The organism is Acinetobacter sichuanensis, assembly GCF_003024515.2.
Lineage (GTDB): Bacteria > Pseudomonadota > Gammaproteobacteria > Pseudomonadales > Moraxellaceae > Acinetobacter > Acinetobacter sichuanensis.
Genome location: NZ_PYIX02000051.1, coordinates 1 through 22,782, shown reverse-complemented (window position 1 = coordinate 22,782; position 22,782 = coordinate 1). Strand labels below are relative to the sequence as shown.

Genomic DNA, 22,782 nt, shown 5'->3' with positions numbered 1-22,782 from the left:
AAGGCATATACAGGCGCAGCAATTGCATCGACTTGCCCATCATTAAATTTTTTAACAAAATTTGAAATATCAGAAGGAACACCTATAGCACCCACTTGTTGAACTGCCATTTTCTGTGCATCGTCGTAGTGTAAATAAGCAAATTTTTTACCTTTGGCTTTCGATAATGTATTAATCGCACGGTCACGGACAAAAATATAAGCAATGCCTAAAGGACTGATTCCTGCTAATTCATATTTCACACCATTTTGTGTGGAGACTAAACGGCGCGCATTACGCTTATCTAAAGCATAAACAATTGCCTTATGTGCAATTTCATTTGAAGAAACAGCCCCCAAAGCATCAATAGAACCACCAAATTTATTGTATTGACGTGAGCGCATTGAAGTCATTGCAACAGCATCACATTTTTGTGTTTTAAAATCTTGCTCTGCTTGTGCCTCTGAACGATATGCAACTAAATTAACATTTGCTCCCCAACTTTTTGAAGCAAGCGCCCACTCCTCCATTAATTTATAAGATTCCCCTGCTTTTCCAAGCAAATCAAATACACAAACATTTTGTTTAGCTTCAACTAAACTTGATGCCATTAAAGTACATAAAAATAAGGCACTAGAACTCAGTGTATTTATTTTATGCATCATTTTCTCCTACAACGTTTTTTATTTATAAAACTCAATTAAAATACTTATAAGTGTGATTTGTATCATAAAACCAATACTTTATGTACAATTTTAACCATTTTATAGACGAAAGCATAAAATGATTTCTTTTATTTTAAACTGAGAAACTTGCTGTGGATATTTTATTCTTTGGTGCAAACTCATTTATCTATTAAGATAGCGCATACATTTTGCAGTATAGTTTTCATTCATGATTCAGCTAGAACAACTTTCTTTACGTCGCGGTGGGCGTGTACTTTTTCAAAAAGCATCGATGCAACTCCATCCTGGTTGGAAAATTGGTTTAACTGGTGTCAATGGTGCTGGTAAATCAACGCTATTTTCAGCCTTACTGGGTGGAATGGAGTCTGATCATGGTAGCCTGAATCGTCCTGATGTTTGGACTGTGGCACATATGGCACAAGAAATTAAAGCTTTGGATATGAAAGCAATTGATTTCGTCCTCTCTGGTGATGAAGAGTTTTGGCAAATTCAACATCAGCTTGAACACCCTGAACAACTGAATAATGATGAACTTGCACATCTCTATGGTCGTTTTGATGAAATTGATGGCTATTCAGCAACAGCAAAAGCTTCTCAGTTAATGGCAGGTTTAGGGTTCTTCGAATATCAGTCACAACTTGATGTTTCAAGCTTCTCAGGCGGTTGGCGTATGCGCCTAAATCTGGCGCGTACATTGATGAGTCGTTCAGATTTACTGCTACTTGACGAACCAACCAACCATTTAGATTTAGATGCTATTTTATGGTTAGAAGACTGGCTCAAAGCCTATGAAGGTACACTCATTTTAATTTCACATGACCGTGATTTTTTAGATGCGATTACAGATCATATTTTACATATCGAAAATCAAGAATTGATTTTATATACAGGTAATTATTCAACCTTTGAACGCACACGTAGCGAACGTTTAGCACAACAACAACAAGCCTATGAAAAACAGCTTGAAACACGTGCACATTTGCAAAAATATATTGATCGCTTTAAAGCACAAGCCACCAAAGCTAAACAAGCACAAAGCCGTATCAAACAGCTTGAACGTATGCAAGAACTCTCTGCTGCACATGTAGATACACCCTTTACCTTTAGTTTCCGTGAACCAAGTAAAATGAGTTCACCACTGCTTGAGCTTGAACATGCCGATATTGGTTATAGCAATAAACTTATTATTACCAATGTAAATTTACAAATTACACCAACCAGTCGTATTGGTTTATTGGGAATGAACGGTGCAGGTAAATCAACTCTGATCAAATCTCTTGTCGGTGATTTAGCTTTAATACAAGGACATCGTAAAGAATCTGAACTGCTCAATATTGGTTATTTTGCGCAGCATCAAATGGATGCTTTAGATGGCACTGCAAGCCCAATGCTACAATTGGCTCGTATTGCAGACAAAAAAATTAGTGAAGCAACACTTCGATCTTTTCTTGGTAGTTTTGGCTTTAGTGGCGAACGCATGGATACGCCAAGTGAAAGCTTTTCTGGCGGTGAACGTGCGCGTTTAGCTTTAGCACTGATTGTGTGGAAACGCCCAAATGTCTTGATTCTCGATGAGCCAACCAACCATTTAGACTTAGATATGCGTCATGCACTGACCATGGCATTACAAGATTTTGAAGGTGCTGTGGTATTGGTTTCGCATGAACGCCAATTGGTTGCGAGTGTTTGTGATGAACTCATTTTAGTTCACAATGGGCAAAGCCGTGAATTTGATGGTGATTTGACAGCCTATGCAGACTGGTTACGCCAAGCTCGTCTTGATCTTATCAAACAAGGGCAAAAACCTGCTGCACCTGTACAATCACAAGTTCAAGTCAAACCAACCATTTCAAAATTAGATAAAGAAGCACAGCGCAAAGAAATGGCACGCCGTCGTGAGGTGAGTCGCCCAATTCGTAAAAATATTGAAAAAATAGAAGCACAAATTGGTAAAATTCAGCCTCGTCTTGTTGAAATTGAAACCTTACTCGGTGATACCGCACTTTATGAGGCAAATCGTAAAGATGACTTACTCAAGTTGATGAATGAACAGACTGAATCGAAAGCCAAGTTAGAACATGCTGAAGAGCAAATGTTAGAACTGATGATGGAATTAGAAGAATTAGAAAGTTCTTTTGAAGATTAATCATTTAGCCAAGAGGAAGTAGTGCTAAACTACTTTCTCTTTTCTCTGCACTCATCATAAAAATGAAAATAGAATATTATGATGGTATCTATACAGATATATTCGGCTCTGTTCCTATAAGGATTATCAATAATTTCAAATTCTTAAGTTTTAAAATCCGTAATATTTCTTTTATAGCAACTGATTTTGATGATTTAACTATTCACAATACAAGCACTTTAACCCAAGACCAAGCTCAGCAATTTACTTGGGCAAAAGATGCTCTGATCAAGTATAAACTGCAAATCAATCTCCCCTTAACCATCATTGAAATTGAAAATCAGCAAATTTTCCAATTTAGATCTAATTTACAGATTGAAATGCACCAAACCGTATATAGCGCACACTTAGATTTTGAATTAGCAGGTCAATGCTACTCAGCATCTCATAGCGACTTTGAAGGTTTATTTGATCAAATACAACGACAGTTTCAAGGAAAATATCGCTTTAAAAACTGTTATGGCTGTTTATATGCAGATTATAGTGTTTATGGGCAAGCACAAATGGGCAGTATGGGTTGTTTTAAAAAGCAAAAATCAAACTATTTGGCAGTAAAAAATAAAGATGATTATATGCAATTAGATGCAGTTGATTTTTGTAATCAGGAAATTTATTGCTGTGAAGATTACACCATACGCGATCAACAAGTCGGTTATCGCGGTACCATCGATTAAGCTAAAACATGTGAATAAGCTATGCCATCTATATACATCGCTTTGATGTGTATAACACTAGACTTTTCCCCAACTTGAAAAAAGTTATCCACAGCTTTTATGGATAAAACCCAAGTTATCCTCAGTCATCAAATCTTAGCTAAAAGCAGAATAAAAAACACAACTCAGATTTCCAACACAACAACCCAATACAATGAAATATCCACTTGTGTATAAGTCAATCTACATCTGCGGATAACAGCAAAGTTATCCACAGCCTATCTCTATTTATACACAAAGCGCTCAGATTAACTTTTTAAAAAACGCAATTCGGTAATTTTCCATTCTTGTTCATATACCCATTGTTCCTGAATGACTGTCGTACTATCTTCTAAATGAATCAAAACCATACATAAAGTTTGCTCACGATTAAACTCATATTCTTCACTTTTTACATTGGGTTTTTGAGGTTTCCAGACACCATTTTTTACAGCATGAGCGATCTTTTCATAACGTGTAAAATTCCCTTCTATACGTCCATCTTTTTCATAAATCACTTTAAAATGCTCATCTTCATACTGAGCAAGAACATCATAATTTCCTGTAAAAAAAGCATTTACCCAAATATCTCGGGTGTGCTCTAATTGATTATCCATCATTCTAGCCTCTTGTTTTATATAATATTGTCTATGAAATAAATACTGACATAGAAATAAGTCACTTTGATAAAATAATTTTAGATATACAAATAATCCTAAGATTGATACAAAATTACAGGCAAAAAATAACCCCAAATATATCATTTAGGGTTATTTAAACAGGGATAAACTTAATTAAGCATCAATATCAGCATTCAAAGCATTTTCTTCAATAAATGCACGACGTGGTTCAACATCATCACCCATTAAACATGCAAACATACGATCTGCTTCAATCGCATCATCAATTGTGACCTGTAACATATTACGGTTTTCAGGATCCATTGTTGTTTCCCAAAGCTGCTCTGCATTCATCTCACCTAAGCCTTTATAGCGCTGAATCATCATGCCACGACGCGAGTCAGAGATGATTTGTTGCCAAACTTGATGGAATGTCGATACGTTAATTTTACGCTCACCTTTTTGTAAAAATGCACCATTTTCCAATAAAGTGAACCAGCTTTTTGAATTTTTCAACAAACGAATATATTCACTTGATGCTAATAAACTGGCATCTAATAAATAATGATGTGGCAAATTATGTACATAAATCGTTAAACGTGGGAAATATACCGTCGAACGAACACCCTCAGCATTTTCACGTTCAAAACTTTCAAGGCTCAGTTCAGGACGTAAACTTGCTTGTGCTGTTTCAATCGCAAGACGCAGGTTTTCACCCCACTCTTTCACATAATTTTGATCATGATTTTGGTCAAATTTAAATGCTTCTAAACCTAATAAACCATCAAGTAAAGTCGCAGGATAACGTACGGTTAAACGCTGTAGACTTTTCTGTGAAGTTTGATAATCAGCAATGACATTTGCTAATGCTTCACCACGAATTGCAGGTGCATCTGCACTAATATGTAACTCTAATTCATCAATTGCACTAGAAATCAGGAAGGTTTCTAAAGCGTCATTGTCTTTAATGTACTGCTCTTGCTTACCTTTTTTCAATTTATACAACGGTGGTTGTGCAATATAAATATGACCTCGTTCCACTAATTCAGGCATTTGACGGAAGAAGAAAGTCAATAAAAGCGTACGAATATGTGAACCATCCACGTCCGCATCGGTCATGATAATGATTTTGTGATAACGCAATTTGTCAGGATTGTATTCTTCACGTCCAATGCCGCAACCCAATGCTGTAATCAAAGTACCGACTTCTTGTGAAGAAATCATCTTATCAAAACGGGCACGTTCTACGTTTAAAATTTTACCTTTAAGCGGCAAGATCGCTTGCATTTTACGGTTACGACCTTGTTTTGCCGAACCACCTGCAGAGTCACCTTCCACTAAATAAAGTTCAGATAATGCAGGATCTTTTTCTTGGCAATCTGCTAATTTCCCAGGCAGCCCAGCAATATCCAATGCACTCTTACGACGTGTCATTTCACGGGCTTTACGAGCAGCATCACGCGCACGTGCCGCATCAATGATTTTACCTGCAATTGATTTTGCAGCCTGAGGATTCTCTAAAAGATATTCAGAGAATGCTTTATTCATTGCTTGTTCAACTGCAGATTTTACTTCGCTTGAAACCAATTTTTCTTTGGTTTGTGAAGAAAATTTTGGATCAGGTACTTTTACTGAAACAATCGCAGTTAAACCTTCACGTGCATCATCACCAGAAACAGCAACTTTTTCTTTTTTAAGGATATTTTCACTTTCCATATACTGGTTTAAACCACGTGTTAACGCAGCACGGAAACCAGCTAAATGTGTGCCACCGTCTTTTTGTGGAATGTTGTTCGTAAAACAACGCACATTTTCTTGATACGTATCATTCCACTGCAATGCCACTTCTACAGTGATGCCTGTTTCAAGCGTTTGAGTCGTAAAATGAAAAATATCATTGAGATGAGTTTTGCCTTGGTTAATATATTTTACAAACTCAGACAGACCACCTTCATAATCAAAAATATGTTCAGCACTGATACGTTCATCACGTAGAACAATACGTACCCCTGCATTTAAAAATGAAAGTTCACGTAAACGACGTGCCAAAATATCAACATTAAAAATCGTCTGACTAAACGTTTCAGCACTTGGCCAGAAGCGTACAGTCGTTCCACTGATGGTTGTATCGCCAATCACTTTTAAAGCATAAACAGGATCACCATGTTTATATTCTTGTTGGTGAACATGACCTGCACGATGGATGGTTAACTCAAGTTTACTAGATAAAGCATTTACAACAGAAACACCTACACCATGTAAACCACCAGAAACTTTATAGCTGTTATCGTCAAACTTACCACCTGCATGCAGAATCGTTAAAATAACCTCTGCTGCTGACACCCCTTCTTCAGGATGAATATCTGTTGGGATCCCACGACCATTATCAGACACACTGACAGACTCATCTTCATGAATCGTGACAATAATTTCATCACAATGACCAGCTAAAGCTTCATCAATGGCATTATCGACAACTTCAAACACCATATGGTGTAAGCCTGAACCATCATCCGTATCGCCGATATACATTCCCGGACGCTTACGTACAGCGTCTAAACCACGTAATACTTTGATACTAGAGGAATCATAAGCCTTTTCAGTGGTTGGTTCTGTTTGAGAAGCGATTTGATCTTCTGAACTCATGGTTTCTCCCTAGCGAAAAATAGGTCTATTAAGAATTAGCTTAAAATAAAAAAATCATGGCACAACAAGTTGAACTTGACCGTTATCAACATTGAATAATTGGTAGGAAATCGACAAATCATGTAAGTGTTTTTTTACTGAATCTTGGTCCAATGTGGTCAAAAAAACCTGACTTCCAAGTTGGCTTAATCGTTCAATTAAACGCTGTTGTGCAGTTAAATCTAATTCTGCTGTCACATCATCTAATAATACCACAGTTTCCTTATTACAAGCATGTAGCATGGCAATTTGTGATAGTTTTAATGCCATGATCAATAACTTTTTTTGCCCACGAGAAAGAACAACATCTGCATCTCCTGTTGATGTTTTTAAACGTAGATCTGCACGGTGTGGTCCATATTCAGTATAACGCCGCTCTACATCTTTTTGATGATAATTGATCAGGTCATGCCCCAAACCATGCTCTACATGAAAGCCAGCACTATAGTCCATTTCAATACTCAAATTAGGCAATAAAATTTGCAGGTCTTGTGCCAAATAAACTTTCCATTGTTCCACAATTTCAAGACGCTGAGAGTGCAGGATCTCACCATATTCACTTAACATTTTATTCCAAGGTTCAAGCTCAGCTAAACTTAAATTACGCTTGGTTTTCAGCAAACTATTGCGTTGTTTCAGTGCACGTGAATAATACTGCCATGCATGGTAAAACTCAGGTTCCACGTGAAACATTAACCAGTCTAAAAGTTGACGCCGAGGTTTTGCTCCATGATCAATAATATCAGTACTCAATGGGTCGATCAGTTGTAAAGGTAAGATTTTGGCTAACTGTCCTTGTGTTGCAACAGAGTCACCATTGACCTTGATAAGCTGCTCACCACTTTGTAATTTTTGCATGCCAATTTTTTCAGTTGCCGATTGAGCAAAAACCAAAGCATCTGTACTGTTATTTTGAATATAATGTTTAGGAATATGGGTACGAAAAGAACGCCCTGTTGCTAACAAATGGATCGCTTCTAAAATCGAAGTTTTACCTGAACCATTTTTGCCATAAAAAACATTAAACGGCTGCAACTCATGGAGTGCAACCGTTTTTAGATTTCGAACACGTTGTATATTTAAGCGTGTAATATGCATGTGATGAAATGATCTAAGCTGAACTTAAACACGCATTGGCATAACAACATAAGTTTGATTGTTTTGGTTTGGATCTTGTACCAAAACTGACTGATTTGACTCAGACATCGTCATAGATACATCATCACCATCTAATACACCTAAAACATCTAAAATATATTGTGCATTAAATGACATTTCCATTGGTGTATTATTATATTGAATTGCTAAATCTTCAATTGCTTCATCTTGCTCTGGGTTATTTGCACGTAATTGTAAAGAATCTGCATTAAAATTCAGGAAAACTCCACGTAGCTTTTCATTACTTAAAATCGCAACACGTTGTAATGATTGTTTAAATACATCGTGAGTAATTAATACATTTTTATCACCACCACGTGGAATAACACGACGATAATCTGGGAATTTTCCATCAATTAACTTAGTGGTAAAACGTACAGTAATTTCACCCTGTTCTTTATCACGACTTGGTGCTTGAATCATGACATTCAATAACTCACGCCCAATCAATAACGTTAAATTATCATCTTCAATGCTCAACAAACGCTGCAATTCAGCCACAGCCTTACGTGGCACAATTGCCTGTACTAATTGAGTTGCATTTGACTCTACTAATGTTTCACACAATGCTAAACGATGCCCATCCGTAGTCACTGCACGTAACTGATTTTGGTCAATTTCCAACAAAGTACCTGTCAAATAAAAACGTACATCTTGCACAGCCATAGCAAATGCCGTTTTTTCAAATAAACGTTTTAATTCACGCTCAGTCACTTGAACATGTGTACCTTGAGTATTTTCAGTCGTTAACAATGGATAATCTTCAGCAGGTAAAGTACCTAACACAAAACGACTATTACCCGATTTCAAAATACAACGCTGATCTTCAGTAATCTGTAAATCAATCAATGCAGCAGCAGGCAAAGACTTACAAATATCAACTAATTTACGTGCGGGTACAGTTGTCTGCCCTGCTTGGATGCAAGCACCTTCAGCAAGGGTTGTACTTGCGACCAATTCCACTTCCAAGTCCGATCCTGTAATAATCAAAGCTTGTTCTGTCGCTTGAATTTTAACGTTTGAAAGAATGTTTAATGTGTGGCGACGTTCGACAGCACCTACAACATTAGACAAAACATTGAGCAAACTTTCTTTCGCGATTTTCAAACGCACGGTGGAATTCCTCTAAATTTTACAACTGAAAAATGGGGGGGTAAATATATTATTTGCCCTGTACTATGCGGTAGATTATACCGCATTTCAAGAGCAGAATTTGATCAAAAATTAGCTTTGAAGTAAACGCATTAAATTTTTATAATCCTCATTAAAAATAGGATCTTCATTGCATAAACTTTGTACTTTTTCACAAGCATGCATCACTGTACTATGGTCACGCCCACCAAAAGCCATGCCAATTTCAGGAAAACTATCTCCTGTTAATTCACGCGCCAAACCCATTGCAAGTTGACGTGGACGTGCATAAATACGAGTTCGTTTAGGTCCAACTAATTCTTTAAGAGGAATACGGAAATATTCACTCACAACACGCTGAATATTTTCAGTGCTAATTGTACGTGCTCGAATCGCTAAGACATCTTTTAATGATTCACGAACAATATCCAGATCAATGGTCGCCCCTTTAAAACGTGAAATAGCGACTACTTTGTTCAATGCACCTTCTAACTCACGCACATTGGCAACGACTTGTTGAGCAATAAACAATGCACAGTTGCGAGGCAAATCAACACCATTGCTTTCAGCTTTTTTCAACAAAATTTCAATTCGTGTTTCGATATCAGGTGGCTCAACTCCAACAGATAAACCCCACGAAAAACGTGAAACCAATCGTGGATCAAGTTCGGTTAACTCTTTTGGATAACGATCTGACGTTAAAATAATTTGTTTAGACTCATCTAATAAAGCATTAAACGTATAGAAAAATTCAACTAAACTCGCTTCTTTACCAGCCAACAAATGAATATCATCGACCAATAACAGATCTAATGAACGACAATTTTTTTTAAATTCTTCAACTTTGCCTTTTTGCAAGGAACTAACAAAATCTTGAACAAAACTTTCAGCAGTCATATACATCACACGTGCATTTGGTTTTGCTTGCAATAATGCATTTCCAACTGCTTGCATCAAATGGGTTTTACCTAAACCCGTTGGTCCATATAAAAATAATGGATTGTGCTGAGATTCACCCAGTTGAGTTAAAACTTTACGACATGTTTCTGCCGCCATTTGGTTAGAGCGACCCTCAACAAACAAAGCAAATGTAAATAACGGATTTAGAACTTTCTTCTTAAAATTTTTATTACCAACAACTTCGGCTTCTTTTTCTTTTTTCACTTTAGTGTTAACAACAGGAGTCGTCTCTAAAGCTGCTGTCGTTGTCGCTGGTTGTTCTGCCGCAGAAAGAATAGCACCTGGTCTAGAATCAACTAAAATTTCAACTTTACAAACACGTCCTTCTGACAATTGCTCTGCCAAAATAGTAATGAGTTCCAAATGATGCTCTTGAATATAACGCGTCCAATAGGGATTAGGCGCATAAAGTCTTAAGGTATTATTTGTCTCATCTGCAACCAAAGGACGAATCCACATGGCAAAGACATTATCAGAGAGCTCTTGTCGCAAGCGAGTTAAGCAGTCTGTCCAAAGCATGTGAAACTCCTTCCATTCAAAGTTTAAAAAAGATAACCCATAACGATGGGGGTCGCCATTCTAACCAAGTTATCCACATCTGTCATGATTAATTCACAGTGAATTGTATAAAAAAACCACTTTCCACCAATAAAAATTAAATTTAAATCCATTGTGGATAAGTTCTAACATAAGCTGTGGATAAAATACAACTAAAACTTATCCACAATTTATCAACAAGAAATATCCAAAGTTATGCACAGCATAAATATATAATTAATAAAGATAAAAATGACTTTTCCTCAGAAAAAAGCAGTGCTAATAATAATAAATTTAAATTTATAAATTTGAATTTATTAATAAGCCCCAAGAAATTTGTGGATAAGTCATTATTTTAAATTTAAATTCAAAAAATAGAGATGCAATTGTGAATAAATCAATAAACTATGGGTAAACCTGTTGATAAGTTTGTGGGTATTCTTATGGATAACTTAATTATTTTAAAAAACAATAACTTATTCTTTGATTAGCCATGTTTTATTTGTAAATATCATTTTTAACAAAAACAATAAAAAAATTAAATATGTAAAAAAAGAGTAACAACTTCGTATATTCATTGACAGGATAAACAATGCACAATACAATCGCGAACCTTTAGAGAAAGATCAACATTGGAGTTTCAACATGAAACGTACATTCCAACCATCTGAATTAAAGCGCAAACGCGTTCATGGTTTCCGTGCTCGTATGGCTACTAAAGCTGGTCGTCAAGTATTAGCTCGTCGTCGTGCAAAAGGTCGTCATAGCTTAACTGTTTAATTTATTAAATAGTTAAGTTATACGATTTGGGTGTTATGTCACTTTATAGTTTCAGTCCAGAGGTAAGAATCCGCTGTGCTGCAGATTACAAAGGTGTATTTGATGGTGCGCTTTTTAAAGTGCATCAACCCCATTTCTTATTTTTAGCAAAAATTACCGAACAGCCTAAAAGCCGTTTGGGTATAGTTGTTGCTAAGAAAAAAGTTCGCCGTGCACATGAAAGAAATCGAATAAAACGTTTGGCGCGTGAAAGTTTTCGCCTCAATCAGCAAAATATTGAATTATTAGATATTGTCGTCATGCCTAAAATGGGGATAGACACAATTTCCAATGCTGAACTGCATGAGCAGTTAAAATTTGCATGGCAGAAATTGCAACGCCTTGTTAAAAAGCACCATAAAACAGCAATTTCCTCTCCTCAAAAATAGAGAAAGCCAATGGTTCGTATATTGCATTGGTTGATTCGTTTCTATCAAGTTGCGATTAGTCCCCTCATTGGACCTCGTTGTCGTTATATTCCAACTTGTTCTCAGTATTCCTTAGAAGCAATCCATAGCTATGGCGCCTTTAAGGGTAGTTGGTTCGCTGCAAAGCGTATTTGCCGATGCCATCCATGGGGAGGATTTGGTTATGATCCTGTGCCTAAAAAAGCAATTCGTTTTATTTCATTTCAGCAAATAGATTCTCAAACGTTTCATGTTGCTGTACCCTTGCGTGAACGTTTTTCGAACCAACATCACTCTAACCACTTGGGGTAATAGATATGCAACAATGGGCCAGGTTTGCAATTCTCGGGGCCATGTTTGTCGTCGCATATTTGCTCATTTTGGCGTGGCAAAAAGATTATGGTCATGTAGAACCTACGAAAGCGCAGCCTGCTGCGGTCGTAGCGCATGATGTTTCTGCCGACTTACCAAATGGTCAAACGACTGCGGCTTCTAGCGATGTTCCGCAAGCAAATATTGCTGCTGCACAACAACCAAATACTGCACCCGCAACCGCAAATCAACAACTGATTTCAGTACAAACTGACCTTTACCATGTTTGGATTAGTCCAAAAGGTGGTGATATTGTGCGTATTGAATTGCTCAACCATGACAAAAGTAAAAACAGTGATGAACCTTTTGTTATGCTTGAAAGTGATGCTAAGCGTACCTATGTCGCTCAATCAGGCTTAATTGGTTTAAATGGACCAGACAGTAGTCGTGCAGGACGTCCAAATTATGAGTTTGAAAAAGCGGCATATACCGTAGCAGACTCAAAAGATGTTAAAGATAAAGATGGTAAAGTTGTTAAAACTTTAACTGTGCCAATGGTTTTCAAAACAGCTGATGGCGTAGAAATCATTAAAAGTTTTAACTTTAAACAAGGTGCTTATCCAATTGAAGTCAGCTATCAGGTGGTGAACCGTAGCGCGCAAAATTGGCAGGGTCAAATGTTTGGGCAGCTCAAACGTGATAACTCTGAAGATCCAGGCAAATCTGATCAAGGGATCTTTACTTTAGGGACATTCTTAGGCGGTGCCTGGGGTACACCTGATGAGCATTATAATAAATTAAAATTTGCCAATTTCTCTGAAGAAAAATTGGATACCCAAGCGAAAGGTGGTTGGGTTGCAGTTGTTCAACATTATTTTGTGAGTGCTTGGATTCCTGGTCATTTTGGTGGTCAAGAATACACAGCAAAATTGGAGTCACGTAAATCTTCTGATGGTATGAATATCATTGGTTTTACTTCTCCAACAATTAATGTTCCTGCTGGCAAAGCCATGAGCATTGATGCAACATTCTATGCGGGCCCTAAAATTCAATCTGAATTGAAAGACTTAGCTGTTGGCTTAAACCAAACTGTAGATTATGGTTGGTTATGGCCTATTGCCAAATTATTGTTTATGGGCTTGCAAATGTTCCATAACGTAGTGGGCAACTGGGGTTGGTCAATTATTCTATTGACTGTCTTGGTGAAACTGATTCTTTGGCCATTATCGTCTAAGAGCTATCGCTCAATGGCGAAAATGCGTGTGATTGCACCTGAAATGCAACGCATGAAAGAAGAGTTTGGTGAAGACCGTATGCGTTTCTCACAAGAAATGATGGCACTTTACAAACGCGAGCAAGTGAATCCGCTTTCTGGTTGTTTACCGCTATTGCTACAAATGCCGATTTTCTTAGCATTGTACTGGGTACTCATGGAGTCTGTAGAACTTCGTCACGCACCTTGGATGCTTTGGATTCAGGATTTGTCAGCGATGGATCCTTGGTTCATCTTGCCGTTGTTGATGGGTGTAACCATGTTTGTTCAACAAAGTTTGAACCCACAACCTGCTGATCCCATGCAAGCCAAAGTTTTCAAAATCATGCCAATCATGTTTACAGTATTTATGCTGTTCTTCCCTGCTGGCTTGGTTTTATACTGGATTGTGAACAACTCGATCACAATTTTACAGCAATGGTTTATCAACAAATCTGTTGAAAAAGCAAAACTGACCAAAGATGTTGCCTAAGTGAGTTAATCACACAGCAAAAGCTGAAAAAATCCGCTTGAGATGTTAATCTTAGGCGGATTTTTTTATTGTTAAAATTTGAGTGATCTAGATGAGTAACCCTATCAGCCAAACCACAATTGCAGCCATTGCGACGCCACCGGGGCGTGGTGGTGTAGGTGTGATTCGTCTATCTGGACCGAAAGCTTATGCCATTGCAGAGGCATTCACTCAAAAAAGCCTACCAAAAGCCCGTTTTGCAGGTTTTCGTCAGTTTTTAGATGAGCACAATGAAGTGATGGATGAAGGTTTGGTGATTTGTTTCCCAAATCCAAATTCATTTACGGGCGAAGATGTGGTGGAATTACAAGGGCATGGTGGACCTGTAATTCAAAATGCTTTATTGGCACGTTTACTTGAGCTTGGTGCGACTGCGGCAAAAGCAGGTGAATTTTCCATGCGTGCGTTTGAAAATGGCAAAATGGATCTGGTACAGGCTGAAGCGATTGCTGATTTAATTGATGCCACTTCACAGGCGGCTGCACGTTCTGCGGTACGTTCCTTACAAGGTGTATTTTCCAATAAAGTAAATACTGTTTTACAAAAATTGATTCATTTACGTTTACATGTTGAAGCAGCCATTGATTTTCCTGAAGAAGAAATCGACTTTCTGGCTGATGGTAAGATTCTGAGTTTATTGGAAGATGTGCAATCTTCGGTGGCTGCGGTACAGCAATCTGCGCGTCAAGGTCAATTACTGCGCGAAGGCTTACAAGTGGTGATTGCGGGTAAACCCAATGCAGGTAAATCTTCATTACTCAATGCTTTGGCAGGCAATGATCGTGCCATTGTGACGGATATTGCAGGAACAACCCGTGATGTTTTACATGAAAAAATCACCTTAAATGGTTTACCGATTACCTTAACTGATACCGCAGGTTTACGTGAAACAGGCGATGTGGTTGAGCGTGAAGGCATTCGTCGTGCGATTCAGGAAATTGAACAAGCCGATCTTTTATTGTTGGTTTACGATTTAAGTCAGGGCGAACATCCCTTGACTTTGGCGCAGGAATATTTTGCCAATCATTTGGAACCAAAGCGCTTGATGCTGATCGGTAACAAATGTGATTTAACTGCACAACCGCCTGAATTAAGCGATTTTGAAGGTTTTCGACATATTACTGTCTCTGCTAAACAGGAAATGGGCGTACAGGCGCTCATAGAGGCGATTACAGCGCATGCAGGCTTCCACCCAGAAGAAGATACCTTTATTGCCAGAACGCGTCATTTAGACGCAATGAAGCGTACACAAAGCTATCTGGCAGAAGCACATGAGCAGCTTGTGGCTTATCATGCGGGAGAATTGGTCGCAGAGTCATTGCGTTTGGCACAAAATGCGTTGGGTGAGATTACAGGTGACTTTAGTGCCGATGATCTGCTTGGGGTGATCTTTGGATCGTTCTGTATTGGAAAATAACAACCCAATTCACTGAATAAAGCTGACCAAATGTCAGCTTTTTTTATCAATTTTTATTATTGCGTAACTTTGATTTACAGGGCAAAACATCCTCTTTAAGCTAAAGATCGACATCGAACAAAGGTACTTTTGCATGAAAAAATCTCCTTTATTGCTTTCTGTTATTTTACTTGGTTTAACAGCCAATGTTTGGGCAGGTAAAGATGATCATGTCATCATTCAAGAAGCGGCAAAGAATCAGTTGACTGTTGGACAAGCACTCAAAGCCAAGGATGAAACAGCAGTAACGCTGACAGGTAAAATTGTACGTAAAACCAAAGCGGAGCACTATGAGCTAAAAGATCATACAGGCACCATTAATATTGAAGTAGATGATGATCTTGTAAGTGCTGCAAAATTAAAGGCAGGAACACAGGTCAAAGTGATTGGTGAAGTCGATACGCACCGTTATAAACCAACAGATATTGATGTGGTAACGGTTGAAATTTTACCTTAAATTTTTGGTATAAGAATATGTAGGGATGGCGCAATCAATGATCCCTACATTCTCATTTTATCTATGAATTATTTGGAATTGTTTTAATTTTCAAGTGATGAATCAATAAATACAGACACAGTAAACCCATTCCTGCACAAAAGCCCAATACGCCTGTCATTAAGCCGAAATGATCTGACAAATAGCCTGCACCAATGATCGGGACGATGGTGCCAAAGTAGGCAATAAATAAATACGTGGAGACTACTGCTGCGCGATTATCTACGTTGGTCATGTGATGAATCAGAGCAAAAGCACCAAGTAGACCTAAGCCATGTCCCATTCCTACACAAATCACACTCAAAAAGAATAAAAAACTCAGGTGCATAGTCATACAAATCGTCAGAATCAGATAACTGATTAATAACAAGATTAGACCCGCATTTAAGGCTTTATGCATGTTGAGTGATTTCGCCATAAACTGGGCACAGGCTGAAACCAATAAAATACTGGCAATGGTCGCACCACTGACCAAAGGACCATGCCAAGGAATGACATTTTTAATAAATGAGGGCGCAAGTGATGCGAATAAACCGAATGAGCCAAAGGCGCAAAAAGCAGTAAAACTGGCAAGATAAAACAGCGTTTTAAAATGTATTTCAGGCAGTTCCAAATGTGGTGCAACCGAAAAATTTTGTTTTTCAAATTGCATGGTTTTAATGCTAAATAAACTGAAAAAACTGATAGCAGCCGCAACAATCACAGGAAGATAAGGCGTAACTAAGGGAGCATCTGAAACTTGTGCAATTGCGCCACCGATCAGAGGACCAAAACCAAAACCCAATACCGTGATGATGGAGCTGAGCTGTGCAGCACTTTGTTTATGTGTGTCTGGAATGGTGTAAATCAGCCCAAGCATTGCCGAGGTACTGATTAGACCTGAGGCAATCCCAATAATAAAGCGTCCAAATCCTAAAAAATAAGCATTGCTCGCAAAGACAGAAAGTCCCAAGCCAACGATAGCAAAGGCTAAACCTGCCTGCAGGGTACGAATAAATCCAAAACTATTACTGCTGCGTCCTAAAAACAATAAAGTCGTCAAACAACCAAACATATACGCCACAAAAATATAGGTAATATGACTTGGAAGCAGATGCCAAAGTTGTTGATAAATCGGGTATAAGGGACTTGCTAACGCGGTTCCAATTGTTCCGATACACAGGGCTAGGCTCACCATTAAAAATGGACGCCATGATTGCTGATTCATGTATTGAGCACTTAATTTATAAAAATTTGCAGATAAAAAAAGCCAAGCCCGAGGAAGTTGAGTTTGGCAGGAGGAGTCTGATGCAATATCAGATTAAAACTTAATCAGTAACAGGTCAATGTGTTTTTGAGCAGTTGGTCAAATTATCCATAGCGTTTTAACAATTGCATAAAAATCTCAAGCTCTGCTTCATCCACAGCCTGATGATCTGAAATAACATGTTCTCTTAAATGTGCTTCAATCAGTTCATTCATCAAACCATTTACCGCACCTTTAATGGCAGCAACCTGCTGTAAAACTTCAATACAGGATTTGTCCTGTTGAGTTAAAGACGCCTCCACAGCATTGATTTGCCCTTTAAGACGCTTGACCCGATTTAAAACCTTTTGATCCTGATGTAAATGTCCCATCTATTGACTCCAAAAAAAATATACTCCCTTATAGTATATTTTAAAATTCGAGAATATACTCTAGGGGAGTATATTGGATTCAATTCACATGCAATTTAAAACCATTCAACGGCAGCATTCTCATCAATTTGATCAAGGTAATCCTTTAGCACAAAAGAAAATCTTATTTGCCACGATTTTGACAGGGCTGATGATGATTTTTGAGATTGCAGGCGGTTGGATTTTTAATTCAATGGCTTTACTAGCCGATGGCTGGCATATGAGTTCCCATATGTTAGCGCTGGGCTTGGCGTACATGGCTTATCGTGCAGCACGGCATTATGCACAAGATGCCCGTTTTAGTTTTGGGACTTGGAAAATCGAGATTCTTGCAGGTTACAGCAGTGCAATTTTGTTGATGGTCGTGGCTTTATTTATGGCTTTTCAATCGGTTGAGCGTTTATTTAATCCTGTACAGATTCGTTATAATGAAGCAATTGTTATTGCGGTTTTAGGATTAGTGATTAACCTGATTTGTGCGTGGTTATTGCATGATGACCATCACCATCACCATCACCATCACCACCATTCACATGAACATGGTGACCATCACGAACATGATTTAAACCAAAAAGCAGCATTTTTACATGTGGTTGCAGATGCTTTAACCTCTGTTTTAGCCATTATTGCTTTATTTGCAGGAAAATATTTTGGTTGGGATTTTTTGGATGCTCTATTAGGAATTGTCGGTGCAATTTTGGTGGGTAAATGGTCATTTGGACTGATCAAAGAAACTGGGAAAACTTTATTGGATGCTGAAATGGATCATCCTGTAGTAGATGAAGTCCGTGAAGTGATTTCAGATTTAAAACTGGATATTCAGATTACAGACCTGCATGTCTGGAAAGTGGGTAAAGGCAAGTTTTCGGTAATTTTAGCGTTGCAAACACCACTTCAGGATTTAACCGCAGATCGTATTCGTCAGGCATTATCAATTTATACAGAATTGGTACATATTTCTGTGGAAATTAATCGTCCTGCAATGTTTAACTTTGTTCCACGTGGAACGCATTGAAACAACAGTTCTTCAACATCTCATTGGACAGATTATGCTTTAATATTTTGATTATTTAAATTTCTAAGATATTTATTCAATATGTTAAAGCAATTGATCGCATTGAGTTTAAGTCTCGCCGTTTGTGGCAGCAGTTTTGCCAATATCGACAGTGTCAAAGCCAAACTGTCGAAACAATATCCCAAAGTTAAAATTGAAAATTTACAAGCCACTGAAATGCAAGGTTTGTATAGTGGGAGTCTCGATGGTCAGGTGGTTTACGTCAATGAAGATGTACAGCATCTATTTACTGGCTCAATGATTCGGCTGCAAGATCAAAAGAACCTGACCAAAGATTTGATGACGAAACAAAATACTGTCGACTTTAATCAGCTACCTTTTAATGATGCAATTAAGACCGTCAGGGGGAATGGTAAGCGTCAGCTCGCCATCTTTTCTGACCCAAATTGCCCATATTGTAAGAGTCTTGAAGGCAATTTAGCCCAACTGGATAATGTCACGATTTATACCTTTATTTATCCCATAAAAAGACAGTCTATGATTCCATCCAAACAAGTATGGTGCTCAGACAACAAGGCATTTGCTTGGGGGAATTTATTACAAAAAGGTATTATGCCTATAGCAAAGTCTACTTGTGATAATCCAATTGAACGTAATCTAGCTTTGGGGCAAAAATTAGGTTTACACGGCACACCTGCCATTATTTTCTCCAATGGAAAGGTGGTATTAGGTGCCTACCCTGCTGTGGAAATAGAAAAAAATATGGAAATCCATGAGACAGTAAATTGATTTAAAATCATTTTAAATGCAGTGAAAAAGCACCGAATTTCGGTGCTTTTTGATGAAAATTAAACCGTTTTATGGATGCTTTAAAAAGCATTTTAAGTTCTTTTTGCAATCATATTATAGATAAATAATACGACAATTGCCCCAATGACTGACGCAATAAAGCCTGCTGATGCACCTTTAGGATATAAGCCTAATAACTGACCACCATATGTTGCGACTAAAGAACCCACGATCCCTAGCGCAGTGGTAACAAGAAAGCCTGCTTTGTCATTTCCTGGATGAATTGCTCGTGCAATTAGACCTGCAAAAAAACCAATAATGATTGCGCCAATTAATGCCATCATCATCTTTCTCCTTGTTTTAATCTTATCTAAGTAAAGGAATTCGATCTATTTAATAGTTGAATATTTTGATGAAAAATAAAAGATTTACTCTGCTACAAGTTGTTGTGTTTTTGTGCATTTTAAAATTTTTTTATTGGTTTGTAAGAGAAATTAAAAAAGCGACCGAAGTCGCTTAAGTATTATTTGAGAAATTATATCAAGTCTGAATTACAGACCAATTTCACCAATAAAAGGCAGATGACGATATTTCTGGTCATAGTCCAAACCATAACCCACAATAAATTTATCTTCGACTTCAAAGCCTAAAAACTTCACATCGAGTTCAATTTCACGGCGTGAAGGTTTGCTGACCAAAGTACAAAGCTCAATAGAGTTGGGTTGGCGTGTGCTTAAAATTTCCAATACTTTGCTTAAGGTATTACCTGAGTCGATGATATCTTCAATGATGAGTACATCTTTGCCACGAATTTCACCATCAAGGTCTTTTAAAATTTTGACATCACGTGTTGAAGTTGTACCACCGCCATAACTCGACACAGTCATAAAGTCGAGTTCATGTTCTTTGTTGATTGTACGGCAAAGATCTGCCATGAAAATTACTGAACCACGCAATAAACCGATTAATACCAATTCTTTATCACTATTGGCATAATGCGCATTAATGTGCTGACCAAGTTCCTGAACTTTTGCTTGAATTTCTTCAGCAGAAATCATTACTTTCATTTCAACAGTCATGGGAAATACCTAAAACTAAAAAATATCAAATTCACAAATTAAAAAAGGTGTTGACGAGCAACACCTATAAGATGCATCAATTTTAAAACATATCGACTGAAGATGCATCTTTTTTGCCAGTTGAAATGTAAACGTGCTAAAGTTTAGTGTGCATCTTTTTTCAGTAAGAGCGCACAGACCACAAAAACTGTCCCGATTAAAATCAATTTTTTCTTGGATTGTTTCGGCTTTTGCTGTGGCGACTTAGCTTTGTTCATAGGCTTTCTTTCCATAGATATAGGTGGCTTGAATATTGCGATCATCACCCATAGTAAATAAAGCAAATAACGCATCTTCAATATTTTTGGCACGTTGCTGACGTAACTGCTGTAGTGCTGTAGCTTTTAAGTTCAAGACCACAAAATCTGCTTCTTTGCCAACATTGAAGTTGCCCAATTGATCTTGCAAGTCTAAGGCTTTGGCACCACCCAAAGTTGCATGATACAGCGACTCGAAGGCAGACAGTTTATCGCCCTGTAGTTGCTGTACTTTATAGGCTTCATTTAATGTTTGTAACTGACAGAATGATGTCCCTGCACCAATATCTGTACCCAAACCCACTTTGACTTGTTTTTCCCACGTTTTTTTCAATGGAAATAAGCCACTGCCAAGAAACAGGTTTGAGGTTGGGCAGAACGCTATGGCTGAATCTGTGTCATGCATACAATCCCATTCATGTTCTTCCAAATGCACACAATGGGCAAAAACCGAACGCTCCCCTGTTAAGCCATAGTGATGGTAAACATCCAAATAGCCTTTTTGCTCAGGGAATAATTCTTTGACCCATGCAATTTCATTTTTATTTTCACTTAAATGCGTATGTACATAGACATCAGGATATTCAGCTTTGAGCTGCCCTGCCCGCTCTAATTGTTCATGTGTAGATGTTGGAGCAAAACGTGGGGTAATCGCATACAGGTTACGCCCTTTGCCATGCCATTTTTCAATGAGGGCTTTTGAGTCATGATAAGCACTTTCAGCCGTGTCGGTAAGTTCATCAGGTGCATGACGATCCATCATCACTTTACCTGCGATTAAGCGCATTTGGTGACGTTCAGCCGCTTCAAATAAAGCATCAACCGATTGTGGATGAACCGTACAAAAAACCAATGCCGTGGTCGTACCATTTTTCAGTAATTCATTGACAAAAAAATGGGCAATCTGATCTGCATAGTTTTTATCAGCAAACTGCATTTCAGTTGGGAAGGTATAGGTATTGAGCCATTCTAAAAGCTGTTCACCATAGGCGCCCACCATTTCGGTTTGTGGAAAATGAATATGCGTGTCAATAAAACCCGGAACAATCAGCTGTTCAGGATAATGTTCAATCTGGGTATTGGGTGGAATCAGATGCTGACCTGTTTGCCAGTCACCAAACCAACTGATTTTTCCATTTAACGTAATGAGTAGACCATCTTCTACATATCGCACTTGGTCGTGTAGATCACGCGCTTGGGCAACTGTATTCTGAATATCGAGAAAGCGACCACGAATCGCTGTCGTTGTAACTACAGAAGACATATTTAACCTGCGTTTTTGAATTTTTTCAGTTGATTGTAGCCCATTTCAAAAAATGCTTCAGACTTTTGTGTGGACTTAAAATGTAATCAATATTGGTCTCTTTATTTTGGGGCTTTATCTTTATGATCAGAATGCGTAAAGTGTGCGCAAATGATCAAATAAGAGATAAAAAGATTTATGTATTTTTGGAATACCAAAGCTTTGGCACATGAACTGTCAGAAGATACGCTTGAAAAACGCCATTATAAAAACTATTACTTAATTGCTGCTTTGGTGGTCAGTGTTGCTTATTACTATGGGATGTTGTCGCCTTATTATGATGTACGTGTGATTGGTGTTGAAGCTGTATTAACGTTAATGATTATGTTTATAGGCATTCAACGAACCTATGTTGCCAATGGCGGTGATAATGGTGTGCATTTTATGAACCGAGTCACTGCACTTTCCTTCCCTATTTTGTTACAAACCACAGTCGCAGGTATTGTGTTTGGCTTAGTTTTACTGGGAATTTATCAATTTTTCCAACTTGAAAATACCGCTTTTGACCTGTGGTATGAATGGTGTGTCTCAGCATTTACCATATTTTTACAGATTTTATTTTTTACTCGTTTGAATAAGTACATGAAGCGTGTCGCAGAGCATACGATTTAAAATTAATAATAGATTTGAATAACTGATGTTACGCATTGGATTTAAATTAAATAGCTGAAAAAAGCAAAAGCTAAATTTACATGACGGGGTCTTACATCTAAAGTTGAAATTTGGGATTAGCCTTC

At 37.8% G+C, this 22,782-nt stretch carries 22 protein-coding genes; 11 read left to right on the top strand and 11 right to left on the bottom strand.

The window, feature by feature from the left end:
- Positions 1–644: putative solute-binding protein (locus C9E89_RS19410; protein ID WP_407641432.1), on the bottom strand; the 644-nt coding region annotated here is incomplete at its 3' end.
- A 229-nt stretch (positions 645–873) separates the two neighbouring features.
- On the opposite strand from C9E89_RS19410, the gene C9E89_RS19405 reads away from it, so the two are divergent.
- Both C9E89_RS19405 and C9E89_RS19400 read left to right on the top strand, forming a co-directional pair.
- Positions 874–2,811, top strand: coding sequence for an ATP-binding cassette domain-containing protein (locus C9E89_RS19405; protein WP_107009875.1), 1,938 nt, complete (start codon positions 874–876; stop codon positions 2,809–2,811).
- Positions 2,812–2,873: 62 nt separating this feature from the next.
- A complete protein-coding gene (locus C9E89_RS19400; RefSeq protein ID WP_107009874.1) occupies positions 2,874–3,524 on the top strand; it encodes a DUF6304 family protein in 651 nt (216 codons plus the stop codon).
- A gap of 287 nt (positions 3,525–3,811) precedes the next feature.
- Here C9E89_RS19400 and C9E89_RS19395 read toward each other — a convergent pair whose 3' ends face one another.
- The 5 genes from C9E89_RS19395 to dnaA all read right to left on the bottom strand — a co-directional run bounded on the left by C9E89_RS19395 (position 3,812) and on the right by dnaA (position 10,615).
- Positions 3,812–4,162, bottom strand: coding sequence for a hypothetical protein (locus C9E89_RS19395; RefSeq protein ID WP_107009873.1), 351 nt, complete (start codon positions 4,160–4,162; stop codon positions 3,812–3,814).
- A gap of 174 nt (positions 4,163–4,336) precedes the next feature.
- Complete coding sequence (gyrB, locus tag C9E89_RS19390; RefSeq protein WP_107009872.1) at positions 4,337–6,808, bottom strand: DNA topoisomerase (ATP-hydrolyzing) subunit B; 2,472 nt, start codon at positions 6,806–6,808, stop codon at positions 4,337–4,339.
- A 54-nt stretch (positions 6,809–6,862) separates the two neighbouring features.
- Positions 6,863–7,945 (bottom strand): DNA replication/repair protein RecF, encoded by a 1,083-nt coding sequence (recF, locus tag C9E89_RS19385; protein WP_107009871.1) that lies wholly within the window; start codon positions 7,943–7,945, stop codon positions 6,863–6,865.
- A gap of 24 nt (positions 7,946–7,969) precedes the next feature.
- Complete coding sequence (gene dnaN, locus C9E89_RS19380; protein WP_107009870.1) at positions 7,970–9,118, bottom strand: DNA polymerase III subunit beta; 1,149 nt, start codon at positions 9,116–9,118, stop codon at positions 7,970–7,972.
- Between the two features lie 111 nt (positions 9,119–9,229).
- Positions 9,230–10,615, bottom strand: a complete 1,386-nt coding sequence (gene dnaA / locus C9E89_RS19375) for a chromosomal replication initiator protein DnaA (protein ID WP_107009869.1) — start codon at positions 10,613–10,615, stop codon at positions 9,230–9,232.
- A gap of 663 nt (positions 10,616–11,278) precedes the next feature.
- Between dnaA and rpmH the strand changes: the two genes are divergently transcribed.
- The 6 genes from rpmH (at position 11,279) to C9E89_RS19345 (ending at position 15,868) form a co-directional block, all read left to right on the top strand.
- A complete protein-coding gene (gene rpmH, locus C9E89_RS19370; protein ID WP_000831329.1) occupies positions 11,279–11,413 on the top strand; it encodes a 50S ribosomal protein L34 in 135 nt (44 codons plus the stop codon).
- Between the two features lie 35 nt (positions 11,414–11,448).
- Entirely contained in the window at positions 11,449–11,841 is a 393-nt protein-coding gene (rnpA, locus tag C9E89_RS19365) for a ribonuclease P protein component (RefSeq protein WP_107009868.1), read from the top strand.
- A 9-nt stretch (positions 11,842–11,850) separates the two neighbouring features.
- The gene (gene yidD / locus C9E89_RS19360) at positions 11,851–12,171 is read left to right on the top strand and encodes a membrane protein insertion efficiency factor YidD (RefSeq protein WP_107009867.1); all 321 of its coding nucleotides are present in this window, start codon (positions 11,851–11,853) and stop codon (positions 12,169–12,171) included.
- 5 nt (positions 12,172–12,176) lie between these two features.
- Positions 12,177–13,916 carry a membrane protein insertase YidC gene (yidC, locus tag C9E89_RS19355; RefSeq protein WP_107009866.1) on the top strand — a complete coding sequence of 580 codons (1,740 nt, stop codon included), beginning with the start codon at positions 12,177–12,179 and terminating at the stop codon, positions 13,914–13,916.
- Between the two features lie 91 nt (positions 13,917–14,007).
- Positions 14,008–15,372, top strand: coding sequence for a tRNA uridine-5-carboxymethylaminomethyl(34) synthesis GTPase MnmE (gene mnmE, locus C9E89_RS19350; protein WP_107009865.1), 1,365 nt, complete (start codon positions 14,008–14,010; stop codon positions 15,370–15,372).
- Between the two features lie 133 nt (positions 15,373–15,505).
- Entirely contained in the window at positions 15,506–15,868 is a 363-nt protein-coding gene (locus tag C9E89_RS19345; RefSeq protein WP_107009864.1) for a NirD/YgiW/YdeI family stress tolerance protein, read from the top strand.
- A gap of 61 nt (positions 15,869–15,929) precedes the next feature.
- On the opposite strand, the gene C9E89_RS19340 is transcribed toward C9E89_RS19345, so the two are convergent.
- Positions 15,930–17,114, bottom strand: coding sequence for an MFS transporter (locus C9E89_RS19340; protein WP_107009863.1), 1,185 nt, complete (start codon positions 17,112–17,114; stop codon positions 15,930–15,932).
- Positions 17,115–17,257: 143 nt separating this feature from the next.
- Positions 17,258–17,524 (bottom strand): metal/formaldehyde-sensitive transcriptional repressor, encoded by a 267-nt coding sequence (locus C9E89_RS19335; RefSeq protein WP_107009862.1) that lies wholly within the window; start codon positions 17,522–17,524, stop codon positions 17,258–17,260.
- 88 nt (positions 17,525–17,612) lie between these two features.
- Between C9E89_RS19335 and dmeF the strand changes: the two genes are divergently transcribed.
- Complete coding sequence (gene dmeF / locus C9E89_RS19330; RefSeq protein ID WP_107009861.1) at positions 17,613–18,578, top strand: CDF family Co(II)/Ni(II) efflux transporter DmeF; 966 nt, start codon at positions 17,613–17,615, stop codon at positions 18,576–18,578.
- A gap of 81 nt (positions 18,579–18,659) precedes the next feature.
- Entirely contained in the window at positions 18,660–19,367 is a 708-nt protein-coding gene (locus C9E89_RS19325; RefSeq protein ID WP_107009860.1) for a DsbC family protein, read from the top strand.
- Positions 19,368–19,459: 92 nt separating this feature from the next.
- Here C9E89_RS19325 and C9E89_RS19320 read toward each other — a convergent pair whose 3' ends face one another.
- The 3 genes from C9E89_RS19320 to guaD form a co-directional block, all read right to left on the bottom strand.
- Entirely contained in the window at positions 19,460–19,711 is a 252-nt protein-coding gene (locus C9E89_RS19320) for a GlsB/YeaQ/YmgE family stress response membrane protein (RefSeq protein WP_107009859.1), read from the bottom strand.
- Positions 19,712–19,918: 207 nt separating this feature from the next.
- On the bottom strand, positions 19,919–20,446 hold the full coding sequence (hpt, locus tag C9E89_RS19315) for a hypoxanthine phosphoribosyltransferase (protein ID WP_107009858.1): 528 nt from the start codon (positions 20,444–20,446) through the stop codon (positions 19,919–19,921).
- A 243-nt stretch (positions 20,447–20,689) separates the two neighbouring features.
- On the bottom strand, positions 20,690–22,006 hold the full coding sequence (gene guaD, locus C9E89_RS19310) for a guanine deaminase (RefSeq protein WP_107009857.1): 1,317 nt from the start codon (positions 22,004–22,006) through the stop codon (positions 20,690–20,692).
- Between the two features lie 177 nt (positions 22,007–22,183).
- On the opposite strand from guaD, the gene C9E89_RS19305 reads away from it, so the two are divergent.
- Positions 22,184–22,657 (top strand): hypothetical protein, encoded by a 474-nt coding sequence (locus tag C9E89_RS19305; RefSeq protein ID WP_107009856.1) that lies wholly within the window; start codon positions 22,184–22,186, stop codon positions 22,655–22,657.
- Positions 22,658–22,782 lie beyond the last annotated feature (125 nt).